The following is a 19,619-nucleotide window of genomic DNA, read 5'->3' on the forward strand; positions in this document are numbered from 1 at the left end:
GGAAAGGGGCGATTTAGTTACGTAATACAGCGGAAATACGTTAGTATAGCGCGCTATTATTTTAGCTTTGAGTTCCTGCAATTAATGACTAACACCACAGCACCAACCAACTTCTCTGATCTTGGCTTAATCTCTCCTTTGATGGCTCGTTTATCTGAGCTTGAATACCAACAGCCAACGCCTATCCAAGCGCAAGTTATTCCAAGTGTGTTAGCAGGACGCGATTTAATTGCAGGCGCAAATACCGGTTCAGGTAAAACCGCAGCATTTGCACTTCCACTGTTACAAAAGATTCATGAAGATGCCCCTCTGGACCGTCGTTCAGGCAAAGGTAACTTTGTTTCTGGCCTTATCTTGGTTCCTACTCGTGAACTTGCTAAGCAAGTGGCTGACAGCGTTAAATCTTACGCTGTGCATTTCAATGGCGCGATTAAAACGGTTTGTGTGTTTGGTGGTGTATCGGTAAACACTCAAATGCAGGCGCTACGTGGCGGCACTGATATCTTGGTGGCAACACCGGGTCGTCTGCTTGACCTTATTTCAAGCAACGCTATCAAGCTAGACAAAGTGAAAACGTTAGTGCTTGATGAAGCTGACCGAATGCTAAGCCTAGGTTTTACCGAAGAACTTGATGCAATCTTGAAGCTCTTGCCGAGCAAAAAACAAACCTTGTTGTTCTCTGCAACTTTCCCAGAGCAAGTTAAAACGCTGACTCACGAACTTCTAAGCGATCCAATTGAAGTTCAACTTCAAAGTGCCAATGCGAGCACACTGGTTCAACGTGTATTCGAAGTAGAAAAAGGTCGCAAGACAGCGTTACTCGCACACCTAATTCAACAACATGAATGGCGCCAAGCTCTGATCTTCGTTAATGCGAAGAACAGCTGTGAGCACCTAGCAGACAAGCTTTACAAGCGCGGTATCATCGCAGAAGTATTCCACGGCGATAAAGGGCAAGGTTCACGTACTCGTATCCTAGAAGATTTCAAATCTGGCGAGATTGACGTTCTGATCGCGACAGACATCGCGGCACGTGGTCTGGATATTGAGAAGCTTCCAGTGGTAATCAACTTTGACTTACCGCGTAGCCCGTCAGACTACATGCACCGTATCGGCCGAAGTGGTCGTGCAGGTGAAGTTGGTCTTGCGTTATCTCTGATCGATCACGAAGATTACCACCACTTCAAAATCATCGAGAAGAAGAACAAGATTCGTCTTGAGCGTGAGCAAATTGAAGGCTTTGAAGTGGATGAAGAAGCGACAGCTGAACTGATCGCAGCACTAAAACCTGTTGCGCCACCGGCCGGTACTGGCAAGAAGAAAAAGAAGAAGAAAGCTCCAAAAAACCAAGATGTGTGGCTGAACAACAACTGATCTTGAGTCAGCAAGCCATATAAATCAGCAAGCCATATAAATCAATAAGTAATAGACATTCAAAAGGTGCTTAATTGCGCCTTTTTTGTGTCTGTAGGGCTGGGATTTGAGTCGTTAATAAACGACTGTTGCAGTGTTAAACAACCCGATAAGCCGTTCGAAGGATAGCGTCCTCCATAAGAGATTCGGCGATTTAACGCTTTGCTCATAACCTGTTCGGGTTTTGAGCAATTGGGTAACCGCGTGAAGACCTCGATTAAACAATTAGTGCTGGCCACTTCATTTTTCCTGTTTACCCAACACTCTTCTAGTGCTGCTGAATTTGAGGTTAAAGGGGTTAATAAAACTCTCACCGAAAATGTAGAATTATATTTAGAACCTTTAGCCGATGTTCCTGCATCACAGCTATCGAAAACGAAGCTATCTAAACGTATTCAAGATGCACTCAACCCTTATGGTTATTATCACCCACAGCTCGATATCGACCTCAATGATTCTGATAACGTGATCATTAACATCGATTCTGGTCCTGTCATGCGCATCGCAGAATCGATAGTAAAAATAACAGGTGAAGCTAGCCTAGATGCGGAGTTCATCAATATACTCAATCAAAGCAAGTTAGGCTCAGGTTTAACTTTGTCTCACCAAGAATACGACCAAACTAAGCGTGCGATTTTCTCTTTAGCAAAGCGGAAAGGTTATTTTGACGGCAGGTTTATCGAGTCAAAGATTGAAGTTATTCCTAGCGAGAACATCGCGAATATACACTTGTATTTTGCAAGTGGTCCACGCTACAAGTTCGGTTCTATAAGTATTCCTGATGATGGGGTTGACCCTACTCGTATCGAGAAAATACCCACCTTTAAAAAAGGTGATGACTTTGACACCATCAAGTTAGGTGAACTGCAATCTGATTTGTCAGACACTCAATGGTTTCGAAGTGTCATCGTACATGGTGACTTTGACAAACTTGATGACAACCTAGAAGTTCCAATTGAAATCATTGCCGAGCCAAGTTCTCGAAATATCGTGCAGGTCGGTGGCGGCTATTCTACAGATCTCGGTTTACGCGCCTCTCTCAGTTGGTCAAAGCCTTGGTATAACCGGAGAGGCCACAGCTTTGAAACACAGACATATTTGTCTGAACAGGAGCAATCACTTCAGTTGGGGTACAAAATCCCCACAGAGAAAGTCACAACGGATTACTTTGGTATTCAGTTTGAATCGAAACGAATTGATCATCGAGACACCAATAGCTTTACAAACGATCTTAAGTTCGAACGTTACTGGCAATTAGACAGTGATTGGCAAAGCACCATTTATGTCAAATACTTGCACGAACAGTACCGTCAGGCGTCTGAGGAAGAGCAATCGCAATTGCTGTTACCTGGCATCAGTTTTTCTCAGGTTGATCGTAAAAATGATCAGTTGGAGCTCAATCATCGACACATCTATTCTGTCGAGTATTCTGACCCTAGTCTGTTCTCTGACTCAAGGCTGTTGCGGTTGGAAGGAAACAGTGTCCTTTCATGGGATATTAGTGACAGGCAGAAGCTCCATTTCCGCTCCAACGTAGGCATCAACATTGCCAAATCATTATCTGATGTGCCGTCGTCACTGCGGTATTTTGCTGGTGGCGATGGAAACCTGCGAGGTTATGGTTACGAATCTATCTCCCCTAGAGACGAGAATGGCGAACTAACGGGGGCACGTTATATGTTAACTGCTGGGCTCGAATATCAGCATCAAGTCTATCGTTCAATTTGGTTGGGCGCATTTCTTGATGTGGGTGATGCATTTGATCAACAAGCGGATTGGAAGCGTGGGACGGGCGTGAGTTTGATTTGGAACTCACAGTTAATGCCAGTTAAGCTCGATTTTGCTTACGGCTTAGATGCGCCTGAAGGCGACGAATTTCGTATTCATTTTTCCTTTGGTACTCAATTCTGATTTTTGTACGCTGTTTATGCACTCGCGAGGATGCGAACCATCTAATAGGATTCAAGTAAATCGAAAGAGCGTAATAACCTTTGTGCTTTAGCAAACACAAAGGTAAAAACAATGAAAAAGCTACGATTCGGTGTATTTGGTAATATGGGCCCTGAAGCAGATGCTCTGTTCCAAGATATCGTCGCCAAGAAAGAAATTGAACACGGCGCACTTAAAGACTAAGACCACATGGCCATGATAGTGGTGAAAAACTCAGATATCCCCGATCGATCTGAAGTGATTAACGAAGCGGTACCGATCCTGTGCCTGAACTGATTGAGTCAGCGTGCATTTTAAAACATGCCAATGTTCAGTTTGGCGTAATGACCTGTAACACCGCTCATTACTTTAGACCTGAGGTTCAAAAGCACACCAACGTTTATATCGTCGACATGCTTCAAACCACCGTTGATCAAATCAAAGAGCAGAACTCTGAATCTGTTGTTGGTATTTTATGTACCAACGGCACATACAATTCGGGAATCTATGATCGTTACCTAACGGACGCGAATCTGGTGTTCGTTAAGCCAGATTCCTTTGAGCAAGAGCATAACGTGCATAGTGCTATCTATGGTGAAGTAACCGGTGAGATGACAGAGTGTGGACAAGCAATCCGAGAAACCAACGGGATCAAAGCGGGCGAGTTTGAGCGTAATGCCGCACTGCTTGCTGTAGCGATTCAATCCATCGTAGAGAAGGGCGTTGATACGGTTATTTGGGGATGCACGGAACTTCCTTTGGTTAGAAAGCAACTTGAAACGGCATTTCCAACAGTCACTTTTATTGATCCTATGGAAGCGGTAGCTGAGCGTGTCGTTGATATTTACCGTCTCGCTGAGCAATATGTGGAGCGTGGACATGTGGATTACAACATTAATGATGTTAATTCGATCTTCACAACGCTTGATATGGTGAACTACGTAGCCCAAAGAGCGATGACCTACCGTCTATAAGCTCAGATACGTGTATTTGAAACATGAGAAAGCCGCGAATTACGCGGCTTTTTTACATTTGGACTGGAGAAAATTAAAAATTAAGATTCGAAGCTGAACACTTAAAGCTCGAACTCGCCATTCATTTTTCGAAATAACCAATCAGGTACCTTGTTCCATGAACTGTAGTTCGGGTTCTTAGTATGGATTTGTTCCTCTGAAGCCCAGATGGTGTCACCTGATTGTTCTCGCGACACAGCCCAGAACAACTCCTCTTTCTGACGTGTTAAGTAGTGTGTCACTTGCTTCGCAAACTCTTCACTGTCAACCAACACCCCAAACTCAACGTTGAGAAAGTCTGATCTTGGATCGAAGTTAGAAGAGCCAATATAGGTGACACGCTCATCTAAAATTACTGTCTTGTTGTGGTAGTAGGTATCAACATGAAAGTAGTGATCATCATTGATCGCTTGGCTTTTGTACTCATATATACTTACGCCCTTGTCGAGTAGAGTCTCACGGTGTTTTTCGTAATACGCAGGCACAAAGCCCGAATCATTAGAAGCCGATGAATTCGTCAGTAAGGTGACTTCGGCTTCGCTCTCTCTAAGTGCATCGACGAATACAAACTTGTTATCGCTTGGCACCATATAAGGCGTAGAAATAATAACCTTAGAAGGTGTCGGTACTTTTTGCTTCATCAAGTGTTCAATACGTTGGCGAAAGTAGGGCTTGTTGTCATTGAGTTTCTCCAGTGAGTCAAATACCGGCGTGACAGAGGCTGAAATGAACTTCGGTTGGTTTAAGCTCTTTATCTGCCTTTCGACTTCAGACGTGATCAATGCTTGATTCTTTTCACCTTTGTTCAACGCTTTGGTGAACGCTTGGTATTGCTCTTTCTCTTTGATTTTAATGCGTTCTTGAATTGGCACTACATGCTCACTGTTCCACAACGCTTGGTAGTTTCGGTCGAAAGCAGCAATCACGTCGCCTTTAAACAGCACATCCATATCAAAGAAGTTGGCACTTTCGCTGTAGCCAAAGTAGTCATCACCGATGTTGCGCCCACCGAGGATCATCGATTGGTGATCAACGTTAAAGTATTTCTCATGCAGTCGATTATCTAACTGTTTTTGATGAGTAGAGAAGTTGAGCGCACGACCAATCCAGCCAGCTTTACGTGACTCAAAAGGGTTGAACAGTCGAATCTCAATATTGGCGTGTGAGTCCAACTCCGCAAGCCATTTGTCATTGAATACCAACAAGTCATCCAGTGTGAGGCGCACGGCCACATCGCGGTCAGCGGCGTGTTTCAGCTCGTTTAACAGCATCAGACCCAGAGTGTCGTTTTCCCAAGAGAAGTAAGTCATATCAATCGAGTGTTTTGCTTGGCGAACCAGATCAATGCGGCGCGCAAAGGCTTCAGGCGCACTCGGGATCAAATAGACTTCGGCTTGATGTTCTGTGCTTTGCCAGTTAGCTTCGAAATCGGGGTCAACATCAGGGTAAGGTTGGGCGCAGCCCGCGAGTAAGGCAACGAAAAACATGGCACATAAAGTACGTAGGTTATTATTAAGCATAGGAATTCTCATGGAATTTTGGCCAATAAAAAGGCCAGCAAGCTGGCCTTTGTCGCAGTGAATCGTCAATCTATGTTAAATACAGATTATTCAGGCATGTAATTCAATAAGATTCCGAGATCTTCCAGACCCGTAAGGCGACCTTCGTTCAGGTTGGGATCGATGCCTTGGTTATGCGTTTTATCCCAGTTCGGAGCGGAAAGCGCCATGCCATCAGAATCAATCACTAACAGTTGGTCTTGACTCGCAATATATTGATTTTCATCTGAGAACAATGCTCCGTTAAACCATGAACGAGAGACTTCATTCATCAGTTGCTTGTCACTTGAATCAGGAGAAAGCTCCGTTCCATCCATTCTTATCGCTTTGTTAAATACCAATGGCAATTCAGAGCCCCCACAGGCATCTGAAACGCAGCTTAATGATTTTAAGAAGTCACCTAAGTCATCAGGTAAACCGTTCGAGATTCCATAGCCCCACACATTGAAGCTCGTTTTGTAATCGAAGTAGTAAAGTGCGGTATCTTGTGCACTTTCTGCTGCTTTCTTACGAGCAGGGCCTGCGAACAAGGTATCGTTCATGATCGTACGATATTTGCCCATGTTACCTATCGCATCAACAAGCTCTGTTTCAAGCTCTGGCTTGAAATCACGTAATGCCATCAGCTGACTTGCGGTAGTATTGTTGGTTCCATAGAACAATGTCGTTACGGCTTGGTACGCAGTTAATGACATTGTATTCACTAGTTCTTCTAGCTCAAGTTGCTTCGACAAATCAGCACTCTTTGCAAGTTCGTTGAGACGTGAAGTTACCTTCGCTTGGTTGTCATCACTTGCTAGCCATTCACTCATTCTCTGAGCTGTTAACTCGGGTTCATCATCAGCAAAGCACTGCAACTCATCACAAATAATGGCAATCAGAGAGGTTAGGTTTGGCAGCATGCTCATCGTGTTTGACTCTTCTGCATTGAAGCCAATGACTGTGGGAACCACAAAATCGCTTGCTACTGGTTGTTTTTGCCCGTAACCCTCTTCACATTGTGTACTAGGAAGCCCTAAGACAGGCTCTTTTAGTTGTAAACATTCCAAATATGGAGCGTATGGCATCAATGTTGACATTGGTGTGCTATTGGAATTAGTAAGGGCTGAAGCGGTAACCCATGATATCACTTTATTAAGTGGATCTAGTGTATCTGCTTGTTTTGCGACTATTTCGTCATACTCAGCATCATCTAAACCATCAGATAGGAGGGGACGTGCTGAATTGTAGCTATTAAATTCATAGCCATAAGGCATGCTTTGCATAATCGCGCGCTGGAAATAGTCGTCTTCTAGCTTGTTTTCTGCCACTTTTTGCTGCAACAAAGCAATCGACATTGCACCAGAGCCTTGACCCATTAATGTCACGTTACCCAGAGCACCACCAAATTCTTTAATATTTTCACGAACCCATTTTAGTAGGCTTTCTTGGTCGCCAATGCCGTAGTTACCGTCAACATTTTCACCTTTTATCCAGCGAGTACCAAACAAACCTAGGCGGTAGTTAAACGTCACCATTATAAACGGGTTACCTTCATCCGCGCCTTGCGCTACAACCGTATCACCATGAATCATTGGGTTCGCGCCAGTACCGTATTCAAAATCACCACCGTGAATGAATATATAAACAGGTAACTCGTCTTGTTCGGTCGTGCCTACTGGACGCCAGATGTTGAGGTTGAGGCAGTCTTGGCTTTGTGCAAGTTCAAGCTCTGAACCGAAGTCTGTCGATCTAGCTTGCGTACAAGCATCACCAAAGTTGGTGGCATCGATCATACCTTCTGAATTCATAACCTCAGTTAACGTAGCCGGGGTACTGTGCGTAAAATGCTCTGGCTCGTTCGCAAACTTAATGCCTTTAAAAGACTCAACAGAAGCCAGTTTATCGTCTTCGGTATTAGATGTAACAACCAGCTCTTCTTTGGTCGCAGTAATCATCACATCGCCGATTTGAGTGGTAAAGGTTTCTGAAGGTGCTGGAATTAAAGGTTCAGGTTTATCAGGGAAAGGAACCGTTGGTTGGCTATCGTCGCCACAGCCTATAAGGGCAGTAGCAATAGACAATGCGATAAGTGAGCGGTATGCAATATTCATATTTAATTTTCCACAATAATATTCGGTATAGTTACGATCAAACGCACTTGTATCGACAATCCTGCAGTTCCATTGGGTATTGCGCTCCATCTATGGAGCATCGACATGGCATATATTTGAGTTGTCATCTTGCTGGACGACTGAGCTTCAGAGGCTCGTATGAAAATATCGCTCTAACGAATCTATATTCACAATAGAGCGATGGTTTGACCGTTAGAATCGATAGCCAAGGTTCAATGTCACAGCCGAACGAGTTTCACCTTTGTTGTACAACAGGGTCATGTTGTAGTGCTTGCCAATCTGTTTGTTGACTCCGGTTAAAAATGCCCACTGGTTAATGTCGACACCAACGTCGTAATCAAACTCAATATCGTCTGTCTTTACAGTACCTTGCATACGTGAATCTAAACCTTGGTATTCAGCACCAACGAAGAATTGAGCGCGATAATCAACTAATTGGTAGCCCAACATTGGCTGAATCGTGACAATGCCGTCACCCCAATCATCCATCCCTTTCAGACGGGTTTGTGAATAGGTACCCGTCACTGAGGCAAAGAACTCTTTGTAACCAACAGATAGTGTTGTACCCGCACCGCGTAAGTCATATTCGAGATGGAGTGGTACATTTAAACGCCCACTGTTACACAGTGCTGATACGCCCTCGCACAGTTTGTCGCCTAGACCAGGTAATTTGTTATTGAGTTTATCTTGTAGATATTCTCCAGCAGCGCCGGTATAAGAGGCGTCAATATTCGCATCAACGTTTACCTTTCCTACGTACCCGAATACATTCCAGAATGGCAAGATATTTACGTCGCCGCGTATCGAAACACTTTCCGCTTTGACCGTCGCAACACTGTCTTCCGGGTCAAATAAATCATTCAAGCGCACTCCACCAATCACGTAATCTGTCATGGGTATATCCATATCTTGATTGCGATAAGCCACTGATACGCCGAATGGAAGGGGTAAATCGATACCTTGACGACGCACCATGTCACCCATTAAAGGGAATACTCGATCTAACTTAACACTCGCTTCTTGCATACGAGGATCTGAAACTTCTTTTAGACGCTCTTCATGCAGGACATTAACGCCGTTGTCGTCTTCATAAATTGCGACGGGTTCAGTTACAGCGCTCATGGTCATCGGTTTCGTTTTAGACGTACCCTCGATGTTAGTTGTCTTACGTTCAATAACGACTTTACCAGAGTCTAACGTTTGGAAATCAATCACTTGGTAATAGGTATCGACTTTTGACTTACCAAGATTAAATGGCTTGTCGTTGGTGATTACCATGCGTTTTGGTGTGCCGCCTACAAGTTCAATATCAACATTCAAGAAACGGAAATAGGCGATGTCTTGTGGTAAGCCGTATTTCGAATAGTTGAAGCTAATGGTCACGTCGCCGTTGTCTTTTTCATTGACTTTCACTGACGATGGATCGAAGCTTTCTGCATAATTTCTTAGTCGATACTCAGTGCGCGTAAACTCTTCAATTTCATCGATCAGTTTTTCGTTTTCATCCAGCTCTTGCGGGTTGTATTTGATGCGCAGGTCGATGTTGCCTTTGCTGTCTGTGTTTTTTATCAGATAGACGCTTGAGTCACGAACCTCATCGCCAATTTGTATGGTTCGATGTGCGTGTTCAACTAGGTGTTCGCCCTGTACGAGCGAACTGATTGCTAGCTTTGGTAAATCATGACTGATGCCATATTTGTCAAATAGTGCTCGACCTTTTTCCATAACTTCGCTGTAAGTCTTGGTTTCTGCCGCAGACGCAAAATTGGGGGTGGTAAGTAATAGGGCGCTCGCTAACACAGAAAGAGTATGGGTCTTACAGGCGCTGGTGCGTATTTCAAAAAAACTCATGACGGTTTCCACGCTGAGTGGCCTCAAACCTTCGAGACTCAAACAGTCGATGTAATACTGAACGTCGTGTTCAGTTGTTATGTATTTATCCGTTAGGATTGCTAGTGTGAATGTCGCGACTAAAAATGCATTGCGTCAATCAATGAGAGGATTTTAAGAGGAGGTGGCAGATCGCGTTAATCGCTTTTGATGGACGCTATCCTCACTTAGTAATAATTAGCGTTAATCAATTGATTTATAATGATTTTAAATAGATAAAAAAAGGCCTGTGAAGTAAAAATACTTGGCAGACCGTTTTGTTGTGAGTTGTTAAGCGCATTTAGTTCTAAGCAGTTACCCTCACTCTAAATAGATCAGTAAACAACTTCGCTATCATCAGAATAATCAAAATGTTTACGAGCATCAAAAGTGGCGTTTCAATTCCATAAACAGGTGTGAGGTTGAGCGCACCAGATGTGAGAACAACTAATAAGTTAATACCCAATATTCGGTGTACCATGAGCTTAGGTGTCGCGAACACTTTCCATATCACCATAATGTTAAGGAAGTAGAATAGTCCCAGCTCCCATAGTTCTGTCATTAATGGCATCACAAAGATGTATTGCAACAGAACCACCGACCCTGTACCCAACACACCATAAAAAGCGTCCTTAATAACGCTTGGTGGCATGGTCGGCACCATAGAAGAGAATACACCGGCTAACATAGGAAATATGAAACCACCTGGAACTGGAAGATAAATCCAAATCAACAGCGATGTGATAAACATCGACACGCCTTGCAGTACTTTGCGCCCATCTTCATTCAAATGTTCAACAAACGTGCGATGTGCATGATGCCAAGACACGTCTTTATGATCACCTATGACATTGAGTTCACCCTCAACAAGAGATTGTTCTGGTGTTAATACATCGAACGTCTTCAAGTTGTGAGTAAGAACTGCCCATTGGATATCTAAGTCTGATTCGCTGTTACTTTGTTTGAGTAATGTATCTTGGATATGTGCCATTTCATCGATACGCAAGCGCCATGTTTGGATGTTCTCTTTAAGGTGGTAGCTTCCGGTCAGTGGCAGATCTAAAAGTTGATACAGCTTATCAATATTCGCGGTGTTGCTTTCAAGTGCGGCAATGTCGATGTTGTCTGTTTTTTCCATCGCATCTAACAACGCTTGTTTACTGGTTTCGAAACGTTGTACAAAGTTGAGTTCAGTATTCACAGGCCACACGATGCGATACACAATAGAGAACACAACAACACCTAATAGTGTTTCTTGAAGTCTAAGTACAGCAAAGTGAAAGGTGGTTTGGTTATCAAACCCGCCCATACAAGCAACAATCGAACACACGGTAAATCCTATTGAAAAGATGTAGCCGTATTTCTCGTCACTAGACATGAAAATACAAGTGCCTAAGAACACGGTAAGAAATGTTAGAAACAAAAATCGATCTTGTGAAAACATCGCAATGAGGAAAAAGGCATAACCGGTCCCTAACAAGGTTCCCATTAGCCGGTTATGGCCTTTGTTTATTGAATGGGCGAAGCTCTCGTTCAATGCCATCACTGCGACGGCTATCGCAGCCCAATACGGTTTTTCCCAACCAAACCACAACGCTAGGCAGATTGCGATAACGATAGAGAGTGCGACTTTAATCGCGTCTTTAGTCGATGCAGTGAACATAAGAATCACCTAGCTATTTTTGATTATTTTGATCGAGGCAGTCATACCAACACGCAGTTGTACGTCTTCTGGTATTTTGTCTAACTTCACTTTGATAGGGATGCGTTGAGCTAGGCGTATCCATTGGAAGTTTGGATTCACGTTTGGCAATAAATCATTACCTGTGCTGCCGTCTTGCTTCGCGATACCAAAACCAATACTTTTGATATGTCCTTCTAGCTGAACATTGTTGTGCATCATTAAGGTCACATAAGCAGTGTCCTGAGCATCGACACCGACTAAATCAGTCTCTTTGAAATAACCTTCAATCCAGAAGCTATCTTCATCAATTAGCGCAACCACAGGTGAATTCGCGACAACTTGAGAGCCAACACGTAGGTTCAGATTGGTGATATAGCCGTTAGTAGGCGCATATACCTTGGTGTACTCAAGGTTGAGATGTGCTTCTTCTACGTTCGCTTTTGCCAGTTCGACATTTGCGGCGCTGGTTTCTACCGCGTTGTTCAAGTTGTTTAGTGTCAGCACGGGCACGGCACCGGGCGTTCTTTTCTCTAAATTCAACGCGCGTTGCTCTTCGTTTTTGGCTTTGGCGAGTAGGGCAAATGCTTGTTTTTGAGTCGCAAGTGCTTTTCTGTAGGTCGCCTTGTAAATACTCGGATCGATCTCAAAAAGAAGATCGCCTTTTTTTACCTTCGAGTTGTCTTCGACATGCACTTCAATGACTTGACCCGTGACTCGAGGTGTAATCGAGACGATATAAGCGCTGACTTGTCCGTCTCTGGTCCATGGGTTACTTGAGTACGACTGGTAATAGCTATAAACCACAGTTCCCGCAGCAGCCAATAATAAAAGTGTGATGAGATAACGTTTGATCACAGTAAGTGCCTCAAAAAATGGTAATAAAATGGCCGATAGCGCCAGTAAAAATCACGATCAAGCTCAGTTCTGCTATTGCAGGAAAGGCGACGTACTTATGAAGGCCAAACCGTGTCGCGATTGACCCTGTTAGCATTGTCAGTATGTAAGCCAGTGCGATAACCAATAACAGCGGTGGGAAGTAGACTTCATCCCACACAAGCTCATGCGGCATGGTATTCATGGTTCTGTTCTCTATTTGTTTGATGAATGCAACGATAACGGAGTTCGATTTATTGTGATAATCGCTTATAGAGGATCGTACCCATCAAAATCCAACTTTATTCGGTGATTATGCCAACTGCCTCTTTGTTGAGAGCCGTAAGCCAGTAAAACAACGGTAGGTAGGTTGTCGTTCTTGAAGTGGAAACACATAATTGAAATTAATTTCGAAAATCATCTACTTTTGCCGGTTTAAGATAAATATATTTAAAACAATCACTTAAGATGTAAATTGCACTTCAAAAACTATGCGAACAGTTAAAGTGATGATTTGATCCATCAAATGGGATTACATAATAAAACCTTTTGTTCTTAATATTCGGTTCGAAGCAACGAGATGCTTTATTTATTTTGAATAATCCAACAAATATCATTATTAAGTTATTCGTTAGATTATTTACTCCTTATATTTAGTAACAAGAGTAAATTTGTCATGGACATTATTTCTAATCTGTTTGACATGGCACCATTTGTCGCACTATTTATTACACTCTCATTGGGTTATATGGTTGGTAAAATTACTATCGGCCGATTTGTTTTAGGCGGTGTGGCCGGAACATTATTAATGGGCGTAATTATTGGGCAATTTGGTGTTCAGATTGATCCCGGCGTAAAAAGTATTTTCTTTGCGCTCTTTATTTATGCTGTGGGTTATCAAGGCGGCGCACAATTCTTTAAAGCGCTTAACTTTAGAACCATCAACATTCTGTTGTCTGCGGTTGTTATGACGGTTTCAGGCTTATTGTGTGTACTTGCTGCTGCGTGGTTGTTTGACTTAGATAGAGGTACTGCTGCGGGCCTAGCTGCCGGTGGTTTAACTCAGTCTGCGATCATTGGTACTGCAGGCGATGCGATCGCCCGTTTGGGTGGTGTGTCTGAAGAAGCCAAACATCTGATGCAAACTAACGTTGCTGTAGGTTACGCTGTAACATACATCTTTGGTTCATTAGGTCCAATCTTGATGGTGACTTGGGTATTCCCAACGTTGATGAAGTGGGACATTCGCTCTGAAGCAATTGCGTTAGAGGAGAAAAATTCTAACGGTAAACGTGATTTGGCAGATGGCGAATTTAACGCAGTCACAGCTCTAGTGACACGTGCTTTTAAAGTCACTCACGACGATAAACTGGTTGGAAAAACACTCGCGCAATTGAATCAATCATCACTTGCTGCGTGTATCGAACTTATTGAACGCGACGGAAAAGAGCTGAGTGCAGACAAGTTCACAGCACTTAAAGCGGGCGACCTTGTTGTGGTTACCGGCCGTAGAAATGCGGTTCATGAGCTACAGAGCAAGGCGCAAAGTAATGAAGTCGCATTACCGGAAAGCTATGAAGTTATTGAAGAAAATCGTCAACTTATCGCTGACAATCGCAAACTGATTGGTCGTTCGCTAAGAGAGATCAAAGATAGCTCAAATCAACGTTCGTTCCGTGGTGTGTATGTTACAGACTACATGCGTGCTGGTGCTTCAGTCGCCATTACTGATGATCTGATTGTTCAGAAAAACGACGTTATTCAATTAACAGGCACCGCACAAGACATCAACCGAGTTGAAAAACACATCGGTAAGCGTATGGGCTCAGCAACCATGACTGATTTCATCGTACTGGGTTTTGGTATGGTGTTGGGCCTTCTTATCGGCTTAATCAGTTTCAAGATTGCAGGCATTCCCGTAACGATTGGATCTGGTGCAGGTTGTTTGATCTCTGGTTTGCTTGTTGGTTGGTTACGTAGCCGAAACCCACATGTGGCTCAGTTCCCTGCGGGTGCAGCAAACTTTATTCGTGACTTTGGTTTAGCAGCATTTGTTGGCATCGTTGGCCTCCAAGCGGGCCCTCAAGCAGTTGATACCATAAAAGAACATGGTATGTCGCTTCTGTTCTTGGGTATGGCGGTCACCATCATTCCACAGATTATTTCATTCTTTTTCTCGTACTTTGTATTGAAGATAAAGAACCCAGTAGAAGCGTTAGGTTGTGTGACTGGTGGTCGAAGTGCAAACCCAGCGTTCGCTGCATTGATGGAAAAAACAGGCAACGCAACGCCAGTATTCTCTTTCACTGTGACTTACGCCGTAGCCAACGTGTTACTGACTCTATGGGGACCAATTATCGTCGGCATTATTACCGTTAATGCGGGTATGTAATTAAAACCTACAACTCATTATAGATTTAAAAAATCATCAACTTATTAACAGACCTACCCAATCAAAAATAGGGTAGGCCTGAATAATCACGCTTAAGTAAAACACTTTATTTAATTACAAGTGTTTAATATTAAATTATTAGGTAAATATTATGACTACACAAAATACAACTATCGACTTTTCAAAATTCGCTGATTTAAGCCCATTTGAATTAAAAGACAAATTAATTGAAGTTGCTCAAGCAGTGCCAGATCGTGCTTTACTAGACGCAGGTCGTGGTAATCCAAACTTCCTAGCAACATTGCCACGTAAAGCATTTATTCGCTTGGGTGAATTTGCAGTAATGGAAGCGGAACGTAACTACGCTTACCTCGGTGGTGATTTCGGTGGTATCCCTGATGGCGTGGGTATCGTTGAGCGTTTCGATACGTTTACTAAAGAATACTCAAACGACAAAGGTGTTCAGTTCATCGAGCGCGCACTAAGCTACGCAAAAGATCGTCTAGGCATCCAAAAACAAGCGTTCCTAAACGAACTCGTTCTTGCTTACCTAGCGTGTAACTACCCAGTACCACCACGTATGTTGACTAACATTGAGAAAGTGGTGAAGCAGTACATTGCAGAAGAGATGTATGGCCCAGTTCCAATGACCACGGACTTTGACTTGTTCGCAACGGAAGGTGGTACGGCATCAATGACCTACACATTCCAAACGATGTTCAACAATGGTCTATTGAAAAAAGGCGATAAAGTGGCGCTAATTACGCCAATCTTTACCCCTTACCTAGAAATCCCAGAGCTTTCTGAGTACGAACTAGAGATCGTTGAACTGCGTCTTGATGAGACCACTTGGCAGCTTCCAATGTCTGAAATCGAGAAACTGGCAGATACAGACATCAAACTACTTTGCGTCGTTAACCCTGCTAATCCAGCATCAGTGAAATTCTCTGACGAGACTCTAGAGAACCTAACAAACTTTGTGAATGAGCAACGCAGTGACCTATTCATCATCACTGATGACGTATACGGTACATTTGCCGATGACTTCGTTTCTCTATTTGCAAAACTACCATACAACACACTTTGTGTTTACTCGTTCTCTAAGTACTTTGGCGCAACAGGCTGGCGTTTAGGTACCATTGGTATCCAACACAAAAACGTATTTGATGACGCACTAAGTTCTTTCAGCGAAGAAAAACAGTGTCAACTTGATGACCGTTACAAAACACTGACTCCAGAGCCACGTGACATTAAGTTCATCGACCGCATCGTTGCGGATAGCCGTAGCGTAGCCTTGAATCACACTGCCGGTCTATCTCTACCGCAACAAGTGCAAATGGCGATGTTTGCTCTAACTTGCCTAATGGATTCTGAAGGTAGCTACAAAGCAGCATGCAAGCGCATCATTCGTGAGCGCTATACAACTCTATACACCAACATGGGGCTAGAAGTTGAAGAGAACAAAGATCGTGTGGACTACTACACACTACTAGAGTTAGACACTCTAGGTGGCAAACTATACGGTCAAGAGTTCGTTGAATGGTTCAAAGCAAGCGGTAAAGGTAAAGATTTCTTATTCCGTCTAGCTCACGAAACTGGTGTTATTTTACTACCAGGAAATGGCTTCGATACTGTACATGCGTCGGTTCGCGTATCTCTGGCTAACCTGACTCACCATGAGTACGAACTGATTGGCCGCGCAACTCGCAAGGTATTGGACGAGCACTTCGCTGAGTTTCAAGACGCATAAGTTCAAGTCTGGCTTAGAATCAAATACATGATTTAAAGCCGATGACGTCCAACTCATTAAGAATAAGCCTCGGCGATGTCGAGGCTATTCCGACCAAATAAGCACAGTGGTTAGATCGATAAAACTTCCTATCTTGATGTTCCGTTGTGTTTATTTAGTCGTCTTATCCAAGTATTCAAATCCATTTCAAACTGAAAGAGCGACGCATGAAAAGCATTATTTCTATTCAATCTCACGTGGTTTACGGGCATGCAGGAAACAGTTCTGCGGTTTTTCCAATCCAAAGAATGGGACTCGATGTGTGGCCAATCCACACTGTTCAGTTCTCTAATCACACTCAATATCAACAAGGTTGGACCGGGAAAACATTCGGCTCAGATGATATTCGAAACTTGATTCGAGGCTTAGACAACATCAACGTACTGAAAGACTGTGGTGCGATCCTATCGGGTTATCAGGGAAGCGCAGACCAATGTAAAGCGGTTGCCGAGTCGGTTAATTTAGTTAAAGAAAAGAACCACAGTGCACTCTATGTTTGTGACCCTGTAATGGGTGACCCAGATAAAGGTTGTATCGTTGAGGATGGCGTTAGAACCGCCATTACTAAACACTTGCTTCCTATTGCCGATGTTATAGTGCCAAACCAATTTGAACTAAGTGAATTGACCGGCATTAAAATCCTCTCCCTTTATGACGCGGTTACAGCATGTAAGAAAGCATTGGATCTTGGTCCAAAGATGGTGCTCGTGAAGCATCTTCACTCATTACCCGATGACGCGTTCAGTATGATTTTAGCAACGAAAAAGGCATGTTATTTAGCCCAACGACCGAACATTGAATTTGCTCAACAACCGGTTGGTGTCGGTGACCTTATCTCTGGCCTGTTTACCGCAGGGTTAATAAAGAGAATGTCTCCCGTAGCTGCATTCCGACATGCAAATAACGCGGTCTATGGTGTGTTGGAGCTAACTAAAAGCTATGGCACTTGGGAGCTACAAACAATCAATGCACAATATGAATTTGTAGAGCCTACCCACGATTTCAACGTGGTCAAAATCGGGTAGAGCGTTTAACTCCGATAGTGGTGGAGGGTGTACCTATTCGATGGGTCGCATCCTACAAACGAGATTACGAGCTAAGACTAAACCTAGCTATATTACTCCCAGAAAGAGACGGACTTCACTTTATCCCTATTTATTAACTTCTCTGTTTATAGCTGTTCTTTTGATTAAACAGAGTCTCTGAATCATTTTAGAGAACATTAAATGAGCCTAATTATGAACCGTCTAATTTCCTCGGGTTTTACCGTTGCTTTGTCATTACTTGTAGTGGCATGTAGCTCACCCCACACGTTGGATGTACGCGTACACAAAGACAATTACAAAGAAGTGGTTGTAGAAGAAGCGATATCAGTAAAAGAGCCATTGCGTATGTGGGCGAGTGAGAACCCAGACTTCTTATACTCTCCAATCGATCAAACAACGCCAATTAAAGTGTCAGGTGAGCAACTAAATATCTTAGCTTTGTCAGGAGGCGGCGCGAACGGAGCCTTTGGAGCCGGTATTTTGATAGGGCTGGAAGAATCTGGCCAATTGAAAGACTACTCAATAGTTACTGGCATCAGTGCAGGAGCGCTAATGGCACCATTTGTATTCATCGGCGGAGATGCATTTCCGAAGATGAAGGAGGTGATGTTAAACATCAATGACAAATCAGTGCTCGGCAAAAAGAACTTTTTAAACACCGTGTTTAAAGATGCTTTTACTGACGGTAAAAACTTGAATCAATTTATCGCTCAGGCGTTCCCTGAACCGATGATCGAGCAAATTGCTGCGCGACACCGCAACGGTAAGCGTTTGTTTATTGGTAGCACACACTTTGATTCTGGAGAGCTTGTTATTTGGAATGTGGGCGCAATTGCAAATAGTGACATGCCAGATAAGTCTGAACTTATATATAAGGTTTTAGCAGCAAGTGCTTCTATTCCTGGAGTCTTCCCACCGCAGTTTATCAATGTGAAGTACGAAGGTAAAAGTTATGAAGAACTTCACGTCGATGGTGGTTTAGCCGCTCAAGTATTTTTCAATCCATCTAACTTCGACTATCAGCAGATCTCAGATGCTCTTGGGTTAGAAAAACCACCACAGCTCGATGTTATTCGAAATGGAGCACTGAAAGCGCCGTACCACTCGCTGAGAGATAAGGGTCTAGATTTAGTAGCAAAGAGCGTATCAAGCCTGACTCTTGCTCAAACACGTGGTGATTTATATCGAATGAAATACATCTGTGAAATCAACAACATTGATATGCAATTTACTTACATCGAGCACGACTTTGGTTACGCCAAACGAACCAAAGACATGTTTGATGAACACTATTTATTAACCATATACGAATATGGTTATCACAAAGCAACTCAGGGCAAACCTTGGGTAACAGAATTACCTTAATTTAGGGATATCGTAAAATGAATAAAACAGCTTTAGCGCTACTTATCATGGCAACGTCTAGCGCTGCCATGGCACAAAATGTGACCTCAATGGAACAGCAAAAAGTCGATAACGACATGCTACAACTGGCCGACGTTCAACAAGAAGCGGCGTTGTTCATGGTTGAAGAAAATTCAGACTACGTGGAGATTGACTACATTGGTCAGTGGGTTGACGTGAACAATTACGTCACACACAAAGAAGCTAAAGAACGCCAGCTTCAAAAGACCACCAAGAAATACATTTACTCGCAAACAGGTGAAACTCTTGAATCCATCGAGCAGCGAATTGCTGAGCATATTCAAGTGGACCAACCTAGATATTTCAGTGTCGATGTTTACCGTAATTACCACGGTGATTCTGGGGACTTTAACTATCTAGCTCGAGTTATCGAATACATTTAAGTTATTCGTTTGACATCAACGATAAAACCTACTAGCTTGAGTAGGTTTTTTTGTTTCAAATTGACGAATTATTTTCACTAATATTATTCTGACAAAGTAGATATTTCGCCAACCTGTGATAATTTAAATA

Annotated in this window: 14 protein-coding genes; 8 read left to right on the forward strand and 6 right to left on the reverse strand. The window is 43.1% G+C overall.

From position 1 onward, the window contains the following. The first annotated feature begins 84 nt into the window (after nt 1–84). From BCU07_RS18515 to BCU07_RS18525, 3 genes are all read left to right on the forward strand, one after another. The gene (locus BCU07_RS18515; protein WP_017069930.1) at nt 85–1,374 is read left to right on the forward strand and encodes a DEAD/DEAH box helicase; all 1,290 of its coding nucleotides are present in this window, start codon (nt 85–87) and stop codon (nt 1,372–1,374) included. Nucleotides 1,375–1,605: 231 nt separating this feature from the next. Further along, nucleotides 1,606–3,324, forward strand: a complete 1,719-nt coding sequence (locus BCU07_RS18520; RefSeq protein WP_029235239.1) for an autotransporter assembly complex protein TamA — start codon at nt 1,606–1,608, stop codon at nt 3,322–3,324. A gap of 302 nt (nt 3,325–3,626) precedes the next feature. Continuing rightward, complete coding sequence (locus BCU07_RS18525; protein ID WP_241910038.1) at nt 3,627–4,316, forward strand: aspartate/glutamate racemase family protein; 690 nt, start codon at nt 3,627–3,629, stop codon at nt 4,314–4,316. 101 nt (nt 4,317–4,417) lie between these two features. On the opposite strand, the gene BCU07_RS18530 is transcribed toward BCU07_RS18525, so the two are convergent. The 6 genes from BCU07_RS18530 to BCU07_RS18555 all read right to left on the reverse strand — a co-directional run bounded on the left by BCU07_RS18530 (nt 4,418) and on the right by BCU07_RS18555 (nt 12,659). Then, the gene (locus BCU07_RS18530) at nt 4,418–5,875 is read right to left on the reverse strand and encodes a phospholipase D family protein (protein ID WP_102427949.1); all 1,458 of its coding nucleotides are present in this window, start codon (nt 5,873–5,875) and stop codon (nt 4,418–4,420) included. 86 nt (nt 5,876–5,961) lie between these two features. Further along, entirely contained in the window at nt 5,962–8,007 is a 2,046-nt protein-coding gene (locus BCU07_RS18535; RefSeq protein WP_102427948.1) for a carboxylesterase family protein, read from the reverse strand. A gap of 213 nt (nt 8,008–8,220) precedes the next feature. After that, complete coding sequence (locus BCU07_RS18540) at nt 8,221–9,879, reverse strand: hypothetical protein (RefSeq protein WP_102427947.1); 1,659 nt, start codon at nt 9,877–9,879, stop codon at nt 8,221–8,223. A 325-nt stretch (nt 9,880–10,204) separates the two neighbouring features. Beyond that, on the reverse strand, nt 10,205–11,560 hold the full coding sequence (locus BCU07_RS18545; protein ID WP_102427946.1) for an FUSC family protein: 1,356 nt from the start codon (nt 11,558–11,560) through the stop codon (nt 10,205–10,207). A gap of 9 nt (nt 11,561–11,569) precedes the next feature. Further along, complete coding sequence (locus BCU07_RS18550; protein ID WP_017059803.1) at nt 11,570–12,436, reverse strand: HlyD family secretion protein; 867 nt, start codon at nt 12,434–12,436, stop codon at nt 11,570–11,572. Nucleotides 12,437–12,446: 10 nt separating this feature from the next. Continuing rightward, a complete protein-coding gene (locus tag BCU07_RS18555) occupies nt 12,447–12,659 on the reverse strand; it encodes a DUF1656 domain-containing protein (RefSeq protein WP_017059802.1) in 213 nt (70 codons plus the stop codon). A 471-nt stretch (nt 12,660–13,130) separates the two neighbouring features. Here BCU07_RS18555 and aspT point away from each other — a divergent pair, with 471 nt between their 5' ends. The 5 genes from aspT (at nt 13,131) to BCU07_RS18580 (ending at nt 19,489) form a co-directional block, all read left to right on the forward strand. Then, on the forward strand, nt 13,131–14,846 hold the full coding sequence (aspT, locus tag BCU07_RS18560; RefSeq protein WP_102427945.1) for an aspartate-alanine antiporter: 1,716 nt from the start codon (nt 13,131–13,133) through the stop codon (nt 14,844–14,846). A gap of 151 nt (nt 14,847–14,997) precedes the next feature. Continuing rightward, nucleotides 14,998–16,596 (forward strand): bifunctional aspartate transaminase/aspartate 4-decarboxylase, encoded by a 1,599-nt coding sequence (locus BCU07_RS18565; RefSeq protein ID WP_102333638.1) that lies wholly within the window; start codon nt 14,998–15,000, stop codon nt 16,594–16,596. Between the two features lie 206 nt (nt 16,597–16,802). Next, on the forward strand, nt 16,803–17,660 hold the full coding sequence (gene pdxY, locus BCU07_RS18570; RefSeq protein ID WP_102427944.1) for a pyridoxal kinase PdxY: 858 nt from the start codon (nt 16,803–16,805) through the stop codon (nt 17,658–17,660). Nucleotides 17,661–17,873: 213 nt separating this feature from the next. Beyond that, nucleotides 17,874–19,046, forward strand: coding sequence for a patatin-like phospholipase family protein (locus BCU07_RS18575; RefSeq protein ID WP_017060058.1), 1,173 nt, complete (start codon nt 17,874–17,876; stop codon nt 19,044–19,046). A 17-nt stretch (nt 19,047–19,063) separates the two neighbouring features. Then, the gene (locus BCU07_RS18580) at nt 19,064–19,489 is read left to right on the forward strand and encodes a hypothetical protein (protein ID WP_017060059.1); all 426 of its coding nucleotides are present in this window, start codon (nt 19,064–19,066) and stop codon (nt 19,487–19,489) included. Nucleotides 19,490–19,619: the final 130 nt, after the last annotated feature.

The organism is Vibrio sp. 10N.261.54.E10 (genome assembly GCF_002877735.2).
Classification (GTDB): domain Bacteria; phylum Pseudomonadota; class Gammaproteobacteria; order Enterobacterales; family Vibrionaceae; genus Vibrio; species Vibrio crassostreae_C.